We start from the raw sequence: 13,738 nt of genomic DNA, 5'->3' as shown, positions 1-13,738 counted from the left end.
TATGCTTTATCCAAGTGAACAGGAACTATACGCACCGATTGAATGGCAGGACTGCTCTGAAGGTTTTCAGGACATTCGTTACCATAAGTCTGCTGACGGCATCGCTAAAATTACCATTAACCGTCCTGAGGTGCGTAATGCATTTCGTCCGTTGACGGTGAAAGAGATGATTCAGGCGCTGGCAGATGCCCGTTATGACGATCAGATTGGTACCATTATTCTCACTGGTGAGGGCGAAAAAGCATTCTGCTCCGGCGGAGACCAGAAAATTCGCGGGGACTACGGCGGTTATAAAGATGACAGCGGTACGCATCACCTGAACGTGCTGGATTTCCAGCGCCAGATCCGTACCTGTCCTAAGCCTATTGTAGCCGCAGTTGCTGGTTACTCTATCGGCGGTGGTCATGTATTGCATATGATGTGTGACCTGACCATTGCCGCAGAAAACGCAATTTTCGGCCAAACCGGTCCTAAAGTTGGGTCGTTTGACGGTGGCTGGGGTGCTTCCTACATGGCACGTATTGTTGGTCAGAAGAAAGCCCGTGAAATCTGGTTCCTGTGCCGTCAGTATAACGCTCAGGAAGCGTTGGATATGGGATTAGTTAACACCGTGGTACCGGTTGCCGATCTGGAAAAAGAGACCATTCGCTGGTGTCGTGAAATGTTAAGAAACAGCCCGATGGCGCTGCGTTGTCTGAAAGCTGCTCTGAACGCTGACTGTGACGGTCAGGCCGGTCTACAGGAACTGGCGGGTAATGCCACAATGTTGTTCTATATGACCGATGAAGGTCAGGAAGGACGCAATGCGTTTAATGAAAAGCGCCAGCCAGACTTCACTAAATTTAAGCGTAATCCATAATGCGTAAGGTTGAACTTTACCGCTTTAGCCTGCCGATGGAGGCAGGGGTGATTCTACGTCATCAGCGGCTGAAAACGCGTGATGGACTTCTGGTTTGCCTGACGGAAAACGGTAAGCAGGGCTGGGGAGAAATCTCCCCACTGCCGGAGTTTTCTGAAGAGACGTTGGATGAAGCTGAGGCCTCAACGCTAGGATGGCTACATAGCTGGGTTAACGGTGAGCAGGCATTTGAGAGTGCGTTACCGTCGGTGGCGTTTGGTTTAAGCTGTGCCATGGCGGAACTGAATGGTTTTTTACCGCAAAAGGCTGATTATCGTAAAGCTCCTTTGTGTAACGGCGATCCTGATGAACTGTTTGCCGCATTAGGCAGTATGCCTGGGGAAAAAGTCGCTAAGGTCAAAGTCGGTCTATATGAAGCGGTACGTGACGGTATGATTGTCAATTTGCTGCTGGAAGCGATTCCCGATTTGAAGCTGCGTTTGGATGCTAATCGTAGCTGGACTCGAGCTAAAGCCGACGGTTTCGCCAAATACGTGCAGCCAGAGTTTCGTAGCCGCATTCAGTTTCTGGAAGAGCCGTGCAAAACTCGCGATGAATCTCGTGAGTTTGCCCGCGATACCGGTATTGCCATTGCCTGGGATGAAAGCGTGCGCGAAGCAGATTTCATGGTAGAGGCCGAGTCCGGGTTGGCGGCAATCGTGATTAAACCAACGCTGGTGGGGAGTATTCAGTATTGCCAGATGCTGGTACAGCAAGCGCATCAAGCGGGATTAATAGCGGTTATCAGCTCTTCTATTGAAAGCAGCCTTGGTCTGACCCAGTTAGCTCGAATGGCGGCTTGGTTGACCCCGGATACCATTCCTGGATTAGATACGCTGTCTTTGATGAAATCTCAGCTGGTACGTCCTTGGCCGGAGAGTGAGTTACCGGTGCTGGATGTGGATTCGCTGGACGTGGTATGGCGTCGTTAGATTGTCCTGAGTTTGATGACTGGCCGTGGCAACAATGGGCAAAACAGCGCCCAGATGCCACGGCGCTAATCAGAGAACAACGTTCAGTTAGCTGGCAGCAGCTGGCTGATGAATTAAATGCCCTCAGCGCTGTTTTCTATCGCGATGGCGTAAGAAAGGGAAATGGCGTTGCTCTGAGAGGGAAAAATAGTCCTGAACTGCTCTTAGCCTATTTAGCGCTACTTCAGTTAGGGGCGCGAGTTTTACCGTTAAATCCTCAACTGCCCATATCATTACAAACTCAACTGCTACCCATGCTGAATATCGATTATGGCTGGTGTGCTCAGCAAGGCAGTTGGCCCCCCGGTGTTAAACCACTGTCCGAATTTTGCTGGGAAAATATTCCTGAGTCAGATGCTATTGCTACCGCTACCGCGTCTTGGTCTGATCAACCGGCGTTAACCATGACATTGACGTCCGGCTCCAGTGGATTACCAAAAGCGGCGGTACATACGCCACAGATTCATTTAGCCAATGCTCATGGATTATTGCAGCGTATGCGGTTTGAAGCAGGAGACAGCTGGCTGCTATCGTTGCCGCTGTTTCATGTGTCGGGGCAGGGCGTGTTATGGCGCTGGCTATTAAAAGGGGCAACCTTGGTTCAACGCCATATGCATCCTTTATCAGCGGCGTTGAGCGGCTGTACTCATGCTTCTTTGGTGCCCACTCAATTGTGGCGGCTGCTTGAACATGATGCTAATAGTCTGTCGTTAAAACAGGTTCTACTGGGTGGTGCGGCTATTCCCGTTGAGTTAACCGAGCGTGCTCAACAGGCGGGTATTGGTTGTTGGTGTGGTTATGGTATGACCGAAATGGCATCGACGACCTGCGCTAAACCCGCCGATGCAACATCTGGCGTAGGCTTGCCATTGCCGGGCCGAGAGCTGCGTATTGTTGATCATGAGATTTGGTTACGCGGCAGTGGTCAAGCGTTAGGTTATTGGTTGAACGGTGATATTCGCCCATTGTGTGATGAGCAAGGTTGGTTTCATACTCGCGATCGCGGTGAGATGAGAGACGGTGAGTTGTATATTGTTGGTCGTCTGGATAACCTGTTCTTCAGTGCCGGAGAGGGGATTCAGCCGGAAGATATTGAGCGGGTGCTGGTTGGTCATCCATTGATCGAGCAAGCATTTGTAGTGCCCGTTGCGAGCCAAGAGTTTGGCCAACGCCCGGTTGCGGTGATTGATGCCTTGCCCGGATTGGAACTCGCTCAACTCACGGGTTGGTTAGAGGGCAAAGTTGCCAGTTTTCAAAAGCCCGATTTTTATTACCTTTTACCCGAACATTTGAAGTCTGGCGGCATTAAAATTTCACGTCAGGCGTTAAAGGAATGGGTAACCGGATTACCTCAGCATAAATAACGGCAAAGCCATTGTTGATTAGCCTACAATGGCTTTGCTGATTAATGGTTATTCTGCCACTTAACTTCCCGCCATCCTCTGACACTATTAATAAAAGCGATTTTCTCCGCTTTATTCAGCATTTCTTTTGGTAATACCGCTTCGTTAATTTTTCCCGCCAGCAATAGAGACTCACGTTCGGTACCTGCCAGTAAACCACAGGAAAGTGCTGGCGTTAGCCATTGACCATCAATCAATAATGCCACATTGCCGTTTACGAACTCAGTGATTTCATCGTGCTGGTTATACAGTAAAAACTCATGTTGTAGCGTAGCCGATGGGTAGAATTCGCGGCGAGTGGTTTTATGATAGAGCAGACGATTATGGCTATTGATGGGCTCTGCTGCCCAGCTTGCGCTCAGAACCTCGGTTAATGGTTGGATCTGTTCACCGGTTAGCGTGAGAGCGCCTGTTTTATTAAGCAGCAGTCGTACTTTCCAACTTCCCTTGGTTCGGGTTGATGAAAAATCTTTAAGCTGTTGCGTAATGGCTTGATGATGATAGTTAAAGCTAAAGTAACGGGCAGAGGCGGCCAGACGTTTTAGGTGCAGTTCCAGCAAGTGATACTGCCCATCCCGCAGTAACAGGCTTTCTAATAATTGTTGAGGCAGGGTAATACCACGCAGTATTTGCGCTTTATTTAATACTTCCTGATACTCATTTTCCGCCGTTGAATCCCAGGTAATTCCTCCCCCAACGCCATAGCTGGCTCTGGCTGTTTGGCTATCAAATACCACGGTACGAATGGGTACACTAAACAGCGCTTCTCGCTGTGGCGTAATATAACCAATCGCGCCACAATAAACTTCCCGTGCCTGAGGCTCCAACTGTGAAATCAGCTTCATGGTGCTGGCTTTAGGGGCTCCGGTAATAGAACCACAAGGAAAGAGCGCCCGTAGAATATCGGTTAATTGAGTTTCCGGTTTGGTTTGAGCGGTTATGGTTGAGGTCATCTGCCAGACGGTAGGATATTGCTCCACATCGAACAAGGAAGGAACTTTCACCGTGCCGGGAATGGCCACCTGGCTCATATCATTTCGCAGCAAATCAACGATCATCACGTTTTCCGCCCGATCTTTGACCGAGTTCGCCAGCATTTGCTGATGCAATAAATCGTTGTCTGAACTGGTGCCTCTTTCCGCGGTTCCTTTCATTGGTTTCGCGGTCAGGGTTCCTTGCCGCCAGTGAAAAAACAGCTCTGGTGAGGCGGAAAGAATTTTAAACCGACCGATATCCAGATAGGCCGCATAGTTGGCCTGCTGAGCATTAAGCAGATAACGATAAAACTCATAGCTGGCGTTATCACTGGCATCGGTAATATCGGCAGTCAACCGAATAGTGTAGTTGGTCTGGTAGGTGTTGCCCGCTTCTATTTCTGATTTGATACGGGTAATAGCCTGACGATATTCATCTACGCTGGTGAGCGGCTGCCATGGACTTAAGCTATTGGGAGGAAACTCGTTCGGGGAGTCGGAACAGTCTGTTTCTGGTTTAGTATAAATACCAAACCACAATAGCGGCATATTTCCCTGCGGTGGGGTTTGATAGTAGGGCTGAAATGCCGAGGCGGCTTCATAGGCAAGATAACCAGCGGCATAAAATCCATCGGCAACGGCTTGCTCTACCTGAGCCAGTTTTTCGATAACTTCATCAACTTTTGAGGTTTGGATAATCTTCTCAGGATGATGAAAAAATAGAGGCTGCTGATGAAAATCGAAGCGTAGTGTCATATCAGGCAATCTCATGGGTATAAGTGGTTAAAAATTGTTTTAGTAGCTGCAAACCGCACTCGGTCAGTATTGCTTCCGGATGAAACTGCACCCCTTCCAACGGCCATTGATGATGGCGAATCGCCATGATAATCCCGTCATCGGTAGCCGCTGAAATAGTGAACTTATCGGATAGCGAGGAAGGATCAATCATCAGTGAATGATAGCGTGTGACCTGAAGCAGATTAGGCAAGTTATGAAATAGGGTCTGATTATCGTGTTTTATTTGTTCAGTTTTGCCATGAACCGGTGCCGGTGACTTAATTATTTTTGCGCCAAAAGCCTGAGCAATAGCTTGATGACCAAGGCAAACGCCTAACATAGGGATTTTGCCAGCAAACTGTCGAATGGCAGCTAGTGTGATTCCGGCATTTTCTGGCGTGCCGGGGCCGGGAGAGATAATGATGGCAGCCGGATTCATCGTCGCAATTTGTGGTAGCGAGAGCTGGTCATTTTTGATGATTTCGACCTGAGCACCAGATTGACAAAGATAGTCGTACAGGTTGTAGCTAAAGGAATCGTAGTTATCAATCAGTAGAATCATAAGAAGATCGGCGGTAGCAAACGGCGCATTATGGTCAATGGATTAAGGTGGCTATTCTAACCAAAGCAAAGGGAATAGGAAGACCGAAAAGTGCCCGTTGATGATTAATCAACGGGCACAGGGCTAATACATGGTGATTACTTCATGTTTTTCAGCGCGTTCGCTACACCGTTACCATAGTCAGGGTGGACTTTGGTAAACAGAGCAATTTGGCGCTGCTGAATTTCTGATGGAACCTCACACAGTTCACCGGCGATACGCTTGAACATGCGCTGATGTTCTTCGGCACTTAACAGGTTGAACAGTGCACGAGGCTGGCTGAAGTAATCATCATCCTGAGTCCAATGGTCGGCTGCGCCTTCGAGACTCAATGGTGGCTCGCTGAAGTCAGGCTGTTCTTTAAATAAGCCAAAGCTGTTTGGCTCATAGGTTGCGGTGTTACCGCTGTTGCCGTCAACGCGCATCGCGCCATCGCGATGGTAGTTATGGAACGGGCAACGTGGCGCATTCACCGGAATCTGATGGTGATTGACGCCTAAACGGTAGCGATGGGCATCGCCATAGGAGAACAGACGACCTTGCAGCATCTTATCCGGCGAGAAACTGACACCGGGAACGATGTTTGCTGGATTCATGGCAACCTGCTCAACTTCGGCGAAGTAGTTGTCCGGATTCCGGTTTAGCTCCATAACGCCCACTTCAATTAATGGTGCATCTTTATGTAACCAGACTTTAGTCAGGTCAAATGGACTGTAAGAGAGTTTACCGATATCTTTTTCAGCAATGACCTGAACAAACAGCTTCCAGCGCGGGAAGTTACCTTCTTTGATAGCGTTATACAGATCGCGCTGTGAGCTTTCACGGTCTTTACCAATCAGCAGTTCGGCTTCATCGTCCATCAGGTTTTCGATACCCTGTTGGCAGCGGAAGTGGAATTTCACCCAGTAGCGTTGATTATCGGCGCTGATAAAGCTAAACGTATGGCTACCGAAACCATGCATATGACGGTAGGATTTTGGTAATCCACGATCGCTGAAATCAATCGTTAATTGGTGGAGAGATTCAGGTAGCTGAGAGAAGAAATCCCATTTGTAGGTTGGGTTGCGTAGGTTAGTGTGCGGATCGCGCTTCACCACGTGGTTGAGGTCGGGGAATTTCAGCGGATCGCGTAAATAGAATACCGGGGTATCGTTACCCACCAGATCCCAGTTGCCTTCTTCGGTATAGAACTTGATAGCAAAGCCGCGGATATCGCGTTCGGCATCGGCGGCACCACGTTCACCGGCAACGGTAGAGAAACGGACAAATAAATCGGTTTTTTTACCCACTTCGGAAAATATCTTGGCTCGGGTATATTTGCTGATATCGTGAGTTACGGTAAAAGTACCGTAAGCACCGGAACCTTTAGCGTGCATGCGGCGTTCAGGAATCACTTCCCGGTCAAAGTGTGCCAACTTCTCCAGAAACCAAATATCCTGTAATAACATTGGGCCATTGGGGCCTGCGGTTATTACGTTATTATTGTCTACTACGGGTACACCGGCTGTCGTCGTTAATTTCTTATCACTCATCACTTTCTCCTGTTAAACATCGGACAAATATTTGTCGTACCACGGTAAAACTGTCAGAGACTATCGTTGGAAATCTCTACTATTAGTATGGTTATTCGTCAGGGATAGCTAATTGTTACTGCCTATTGTCACTATCAGTGTAGTCAATCTGGTGAATATTAAGCCTGTTGATTGGGGGGTGTTAACGCCTTTAATACCAAGGGAGTTACGTAACATTAGCTTAGAATCGTAAGTATCATTTTGATGTGGTATAAGTTGATTCTAAAGTAAATTCAGGGGAAACATTATGTTTCAAGTGCTATTAAATAATATTGATGATTTTTTTAAAAATGAATTTAAAGATCGACTGGCACAAAAAATTGCTTACCAAACAGAAAGCCAGAAAATAGGCAGTAATTCGGCTATTGATAGTTATCTGGATGAGGTGATTGCTCCAGAGTTAACCTCGATGGGATTTACCCTACAGAAAGTTGATAATCCTATCGTGGAAGGCCGCCCTTTATTGATTGCCGAACGAATAGAAGATGCGGCGTTACCAACCGTACTTTGTTATGGACATGGCGATGTGGTTTGGGGTGACGCGGAAAATTGGCGAGCAGGATTATCCCCTTGGCAGCTGGTTGAAGAGGAGGAACGCTGGTATGGGCGGGGAAGCGCCGATAATAAGGGACAGCATGCGATTAATCTATCAGCGTTACAGCAGGTCTATCATGCCCGTCAACAGCGGCTAGGCTTTAACTGCAAAATTCTGTTTGAAATGGGTGAGGAGATATCATCCCCAGGTTTAGCAGAAATTGCTCAGCGCTATAAAGAACAACTTAAGGCAGACGTTTTTATTGCTTCTGACGGCCCTCGCCTGAATAAACAGCGACCAACGTTATTTTTGGGCTCCCGAGGATGCGTAAATTTTTCTTTATCAATTCATGCCAGACAGCAGGCTTATCACTCGGGGAATTGGGGCGGATTACTGACGAATCCGGGGACTCAGTTAGCCAACGCCATTGCATCATTGGTTAGCGCCAGTGGCGCCATTTTAGTTGAAGGACTCAAGCCACCGGCGATAAGCCAAACGGTTCGTCAGATTCTTAGTGATATTGAACCCGCAGGTCAAGAAGGCGATCCTGAAGTCAATCATGATTGGGGAGAGGCCGGGCTGACGGCGGCGGAAAAGCTTTTTGCTTGGAACAGTTTAGAAGTGTTGGCTTATACCACCGGTAACCCCCAAGCCCCGATGAATGCGATTCCCGCACGAGCTCAGGCTACCTGTCAGTTACGCTTTGTGGTGGGTACCGACTATAAGAATATTGCTCAATACCTGCGACAGCATTTAGACCAGCATGGTTTCACCATGGTCGATGTAGAAATTGGTGGTATGACTCCGGCCACCCGTTTTGACCCAGCCGATCCATTGGTGAACTGGACATTAGATATCATGCAGCAGGCAACCAATAAAGTACCAGCCTTGCTTCCTAATTTAGGTGGATCGTTACCGAATGATATTTTCAGTGACATATTAGGGCTACCAACGCTCTGGATCCCTCACTCTTACCCGGCCTGTGGTCAACATGCCGTCAATGAACATATGCTAAAAAGCATCGCTTATGAAGGATTGCACATTATGGCGCGATTGTTTTGGCAACTTGGTGAGCAAGGAGAACAAATTATTAACCAGCACAAGCAATATCAAGCAACAACAGGTAAACCTAAGGGATAGTCATGGATGCATCAATAAATAAACAGAATAACCAACCTCATCTATATAAAACGCTGTTTGCCACTTGCATTGGTAATGCGCTGGAATGGTTTGATATTGCGGTTTACGCTTTCTTTGCCAGTTACATTGCGCGGGCATTTTTCCCCAATGAAAATGAAACTATTTCGTTAATTATTACTTTCGGTACTTTTGGACTGTCGTTTTTAATCCGACCTTTTGGTGCTGTCATTCTGGGGGCTTATGCTGACAGAGCGGGGCGAAAGGCGTCACTCTTGATGTCCATTGCATTAATGATGCTGGGATGCTTGATGATCGCCGTGATGCCCACTTACGCCACCATAGGTATTAGTGCGCCAATTTTGATTATGGTTGCCCGGTTGATTCAAGGATTTTCCGCCGGTGGTGAATTTGGTAGTTCCACGGCATTTTTAGTTGAGCATTTTCCAGAACGTAAAACGTTTATTGCCAGTTGGCAGTTTGCGACTCAAGGCGTGAGCTCCCTATTGGCTGCACTATTTGGCTTTGTTTTGTCCAGCGTATTAACCCAAGAACAATTGTATGATTGGGGATGGCGCGTTCCATTCTTTTTTGGTTTGATAATCGGCCCGGTAGGACTGTACATTCGTCGACATGTGCATGAGTCAAAAACGTTTTCTCAGGCGGAGAAGTCGGCAAATCCGATAAAAGAGATTGTTCAGACGCAGAAGAAACTGTTTTTTATTGCCAGCGGACTGATGGTTATTTCCACGGCGATTAACTATATGCTGAACTATATTCCCGCCTATGCCACTAAAACGCTGGGCTTGCCTGCGACGACTGCATTTGGTGCAACGATCGTTTCCGGCGCTATTCTCATGATATTGACGCCGTTTGTGGGCTTGTGGGCGGAGAAAAAAGGTCGTTTCCCGTTGATGGTCGGCTCGCTGGTGGTGTTATTGATCACCGTGTATCCTGGATTCTGGTTAATGATTCACTACCTCAGCGCAGTATCATTAATTTTACTGGTAGGTTGGTTGGCGATATTAAAGTCGATTTATTTTGCCACCGTGCCTTCGATGATGGCCGATATTTTCCCAACCAGAACGCGAGCTACCGGTATGGCCGTCAGCTATAACGTAGCCGTCACGCTATTTGGTGGTTTTGCACCGATGTTCTGCACCTTATTGATTAGCATGACTGGAGACAACTTATCCCCGAGTTATTATTTAATTGTCGTCGGGTTTATGAGTCTGTTAGCCATACAGCAAGCTTATCAACTTAATCGGAAATAATGGAAGTAGGGTGGCCATTGCATGATGGCCGCTCTTTTAATCTGACGCCGCAGTGCGGTTTTTGATGCGTTGCTGCTCTGGGCTGAGTGCTAACGCCGTTTGATTAAATGACAGAAATTGATATTCCCCTGACTTAAACCCGCCATATGACTAAAGGCGGGCAAAGCGTATCAGGGGAACCGATTAGGGGATATCAAACCTGCGGTAGCAGGCCAAATACGATACCTATTTGGATAAAAATAATAGCAACGCCAAAACACAGAGCCAGTATTACCCCCAAAGACCCACCAGGTACCCGGTAACCTTCGGTGTGCTGTTTACGCGCTTGAATGACCAGCATAGCTGGTAGTAGCAACGCCAGAACCGACAGGGCAATCGCCGCATAACCTAGCGCAATAATAAAACCTTTCTGATAAAACAGGGCGAACATCAGCGGTGGTAAAAAGGTGATCAGGCCCGTCTGTAAACGACCCGAGGTGCTATTGTTGCGCTTAAACAGGTCAGCCAGATAGTCAAATAATCCCAGGGCAACGCCTAAGAATGAGGTGGCTAATGCCAATGCGGAGAACAAGCGCACCGAGATTTCAACGCTTGGAGTATTCACCACTTCTTTCACCGCTTGCAGGAGCCCGTTAAGGCCAGATTCCGCAGCAATAATACCGACAAACGTGGTTGAGCTAATAGCGCCCAGCGTAGCCAGTTGCCATAAAATGTAAGCTACCAGCGGAATGGCACTACCAATAATAAAGATTTTACGCAGCTTGGCGGTATCCCCTCCCATATATTTCACAATACTGGGAATGCTGCCGTGGAAGCCGAATGAGGTGAAAATTAATGGAATGGCTGAAATAGCCAAACCTTGTTCCAGCGGTAGCGTGGTCAGGTTGACGCTCTGTACGTGTGGCATCATTAAGGAAAGCATGATCACCAGAAAAACAATTTTGGCGGTAAATAAACAGCGATTAATAAGGTCTACGGAATGGGTACCGATACAAACCACGCCACCACCAACGATGGTAAAGATCAGTGGCCCGGACATATGAGGTAAATCGAGACTGAGGGAATCATTCATACTAACTAACAGTAATTCACCACCACCGCTAATATAAGCAGCGACCAAAGCATACATCAGAAATAACATGGCAAACCCGGCGATCAGGTTTCCTTTGGTGCCCAGATAACGGTGAGCCAAAGTCCCCAAGCCGTCATCGGCATCACTGTATTGATAAACTTCCACCAGCAGTAAGGCGGTGTAGCACATCATCATCCATAGAATAACCAACATAGCAAAGGTTACGCCGAATCCGACGCCTGCCGCAGCGAGTGGCATAGCTAACATACCGGCACCGATGGTGGTACCTGCGACGATAAATATACTGCCTAGGGTGCGATTCCTCACACGAACCTCGATTTATTTTCGTTATGTGAATAGGTTTGATAAACGACAAAATAGCACTGTAGCTATTCATTGTTTATTCATTGCTCGATAGCCCGAAAGCATGGCTACCGGAGGGTTGAAGTAGGGTATGTGAGATAATCAAAGCTGTCAAACTATTGATACGAGGTGTAATTTTATCTTTACATTAAGCTGAGTTTGTGGTTTTTATTTAACCATTGAGCTGATTAAATAAACAAATAAATGCATCGTTGAGCGTATTATTTTAGCTGAATGTCGGTTTTATCCAGCATAAAATAGATTGACCAGCGGCGGGGTAATCCAGTCATCGTGAACAGGAGTCATTAAGATGTTAGTGGTTGAGATGTTAAGTACGGGAGATGAAGTTCTGCATGGGCAAATCGTTGATACCAACGCAGCCTGGCTGGCAGACTGTTTCTTCCAACAGGGATTACCACTCAGTAGCCGGACAACTGTGGGGGATGATTTGGATAGCCTGGTGAATACGCTCCTTGAGCGCAGTCATCATGCGGATGTACTGATTGTTAACGGTGGCTTAGGGCCAACCAGTGACGATTTGAGCGCACTGGCGGCAGCAACGGCGCTGGGAGAAGGGTTGGTTGAACACCCTGAGTGGATAGCCTATATGGAAAACTATTTTGCATCCCGTGGGCGCGTGATGTCTGATACTAACCGTAAGCAGGCGATGATCCCGGCAAGTGCAGAATTAGTGGATAATCCGGTGGGTACGGCCTGTGGTTTCTCATTTATGCTTAATGATTGTCTGATGTTTTTTACGCCAGGGGTGCCTTCAGAATTCAAAGTGATGGTAAAAGACCAAATTCTACCGCGCTTACGCCAGCGTTATACTTTGGATGAGCCGCCTCTTTGTTTGCGTTTAACCAGCTTTGGTCGTACCGAAAGTAGTCTGGCTCAGCAGTTTGATGTCCTGACGTTGCCGGAAGGCTGTGTGATGGGCTACCGCTCTTCAATGCCAATTATTGAATTGAAACTGACCGGCCCGGCTAGCCAGCGACAGGAAATGCTACGAAACTGGCAGATCATCAAGCAAGGCGTCGATGACAATCTATTATATGAAGGAACCGAAGGGTTACCGGTTTTAGTGAGTCGTGCTTTGCATCAACGGCAGTTGCAAGTTGCTTTAAGTGAACAGTTTAGTGCGGGTTTACTCAGTTGGAATCTGTCTTTGGTAGGAACAGTACTCAACGGGGCAGAAGTTTACGTTAAGGGGGATGAGCAGACGCTGGAAACACTGCTTTCCCGTGCTTCAGATATTGCCGTGAAAAATAATGCCCAGATTGGTATGGCGATTGGCCAGTATCATGAAGGCTGTCTGTCTTTGGCGCTTTATACCCCAACCGGTTGCTATGCTCAACGCGTACGCTATATGCCTCGTCACCACAGCGTGAAGGTTCAGCAAGATGTTAGTGTGATGCTGATGTTAGATATGTTGTCTCGCTGGTTAAACCAGCGCACTATTTTTGGTCATTACGAGTGGCTGGAACAGGCTGAAACTCTGGCTCATTAATCGCAATTAATAGTTACCCTAATCCCTACAGCATGCTTAATATGATGTTGTAGGGATTTTTGTTAGTTATGTAGGTTCATGACCTCTGATTTTTTTATCAGTTAATAACAGAAAACTTGACCATATCGAAGGAAATGAAAGAGTTAGTCCATTATTGTGTAGGCAAATTGTAATGGTGAAATGACAGATATAAGGACATTTATGGAAAAGCGTTATTGGGTAGGGATATGCATTCTGTTATTAACGGCTTGTGTTGCTCCGAATGAGGAAGCAATGATACCGACCATCTCTGAAGCTGATAGTGCGGTAAAAAATGCGTTTTTACACGATGCCAAACAGCATGATAATTCAATGGCAATGGATATGGTAAAAAACGATATTGGTAGCTTACAGATTATGGCGGTTGATAATTGCGAAATTCAGGAACCGGATGCGATGGTGTGTGACGTTTATTCTGATTTTAAACCGGCGGGATCTCATGAAGTCAGAAGTAATCGCGATAAGGTAGGCTTTGTGAAAACTGATGGCGAATGGGTAGCGAAACTACATAAGCCACAGCTTCGCGGTTTTGATGAGTAGTTAAAGTGTATTGAATGTTAATCGATATCCCGGTTTTAACCGGGATATCGGCGTCAATGAGGTATAACTTCAC

Annotated in this window: 11 protein-coding genes; 7 read left to right on the top strand and 4 right to left on the bottom strand. The window is 47.1% G+C overall.

Translation table 11 applies throughout. The features are described 5' to 3' along the window. The first annotated feature begins 1 nt into the window (after window position 1). From menB to menE, 3 genes are read left to right on the top strand one after another with little or no spacing between them, the layout of a single operon-like run. Window positions 2–859, top strand: coding sequence for a 1,4-dihydroxy-2-naphthoyl-CoA synthase (gene menB / locus EL341_RS11295; protein WP_047781450.1), 858 nt, complete (start codon window positions 2–4; stop codon window positions 857–859). Then, window positions 859–1,830, top strand: coding sequence for an o-succinylbenzoate synthase (menC, locus tag EL341_RS11290; RefSeq protein ID WP_126467812.1), 972 nt, complete (start codon window positions 859–861; stop codon window positions 1,828–1,830). Before menB ends, menC begins: the two co-directional genes overlap by 1 nt. Beyond that, window positions 1,818–3,233: an o-succinylbenzoate--CoA ligase gene (menE, locus tag EL341_RS11285; RefSeq protein ID WP_126467810.1), complete on the top strand. Its 1,416-nt coding sequence runs from the start codon at window positions 1,818–1,820 to the stop codon at window positions 3,231–3,233. The genes menC and menE overlap by 13 nt, the downstream gene beginning before the upstream one ends. Before the next feature lie 41 nt (window positions 3,234–3,274). Here the strand turns inward: menE and pabB are convergent, their stop codons facing one another. The 3 genes from pabB to EL341_RS11270 form a co-directional block, all read right to left on the bottom strand. Next, window positions 3,275–5,002, bottom strand: a complete 1,728-nt coding sequence (gene pabB / locus EL341_RS11280) for an aminodeoxychorismate synthase component I (RefSeq protein ID WP_197723505.1) — start codon at window positions 5,000–5,002, stop codon at window positions 3,275–3,277. 1 nt (window position 5,003) lies between these two features. After that, window positions 5,004–5,585 carry an anthranilate synthase component II gene (locus tag EL341_RS11275; RefSeq protein ID WP_126467806.1) on the bottom strand — a complete coding sequence of 194 codons (582 nt, stop codon included), beginning with the start codon at window positions 5,583–5,585 and terminating at the stop codon, window positions 5,004–5,006. Between the two features lie 137 nt (window positions 5,586–5,722). Beyond that, window positions 5,723–7,156, bottom strand: a complete 1,434-nt coding sequence (locus tag EL341_RS11270; RefSeq protein WP_074822707.1) for a catalase — start codon at window positions 7,154–7,156, stop codon at window positions 5,723–5,725. Window positions 7,157–7,442: 286 nt separating this feature from the next. Between EL341_RS11270 and EL341_RS11265 the strand changes: the two genes are divergently transcribed. Together EL341_RS11265 and EL341_RS11260 are read left to right on the top strand one after the other, a co-directional pair. Continuing rightward, window positions 7,443–8,870: a M20 family metallopeptidase gene (locus EL341_RS11265; protein ID WP_047781444.1), complete on the top strand. Its 1,428-nt coding sequence runs from the start codon at window positions 7,443–7,445 to the stop codon at window positions 8,868–8,870. A gap of 2 nt (window positions 8,871–8,872) precedes the next feature. After that, the gene (locus tag EL341_RS11260; protein WP_047781443.1) at window positions 8,873–10,141 is read left to right on the top strand and encodes an MFS transporter; all 1,269 of its coding nucleotides are present in this window, start codon (window positions 8,873–8,875) and stop codon (window positions 10,139–10,141) included. A gap of 193 nt (window positions 10,142–10,334) precedes the next feature. Here the strand turns inward: EL341_RS11260 and tyrP are convergent, their stop codons facing one another. Beyond that, complete coding sequence (gene tyrP, locus EL341_RS11255; protein WP_047781442.1) at window positions 10,335–11,540, bottom strand: tyrosine transporter TyrP; 1,206 nt, start codon at window positions 11,538–11,540, stop codon at window positions 10,335–10,337. A gap of 346 nt (window positions 11,541–11,886) precedes the next feature. Here tyrP and EL341_RS11250 point away from each other — a divergent pair, with 346 nt between their 5' ends. Next, window positions 11,887–13,086, top strand: a complete 1,200-nt coding sequence (locus tag EL341_RS11250; protein ID WP_126467802.1) for a nicotinamide mononucleotide deamidase-related protein YfaY — start codon at window positions 11,887–11,889, stop codon at window positions 13,084–13,086. A 201-nt stretch (window positions 13,087–13,287) separates the two neighbouring features. Beyond that, window positions 13,288–13,665, top strand: coding sequence for a hypothetical protein (locus EL341_RS11245; RefSeq protein WP_074822712.1), 378 nt, complete (start codon window positions 13,288–13,290; stop codon window positions 13,663–13,665). Window positions 13,666–13,738: the final 73 nt, after the last annotated feature.

The sequence above is a fragment of the Pragia fontium genome, assembly GCF_900638655.1.
GTDB classification, from domain to species: Bacteria; Pseudomonadota; Gammaproteobacteria; order Enterobacterales; family Enterobacteriaceae; genus Pragia; species Pragia fontium.
Note: the sequence above shows the minus strand (reverse complement) of the source record. Positions and strands in the feature narration are given on the sequence as shown.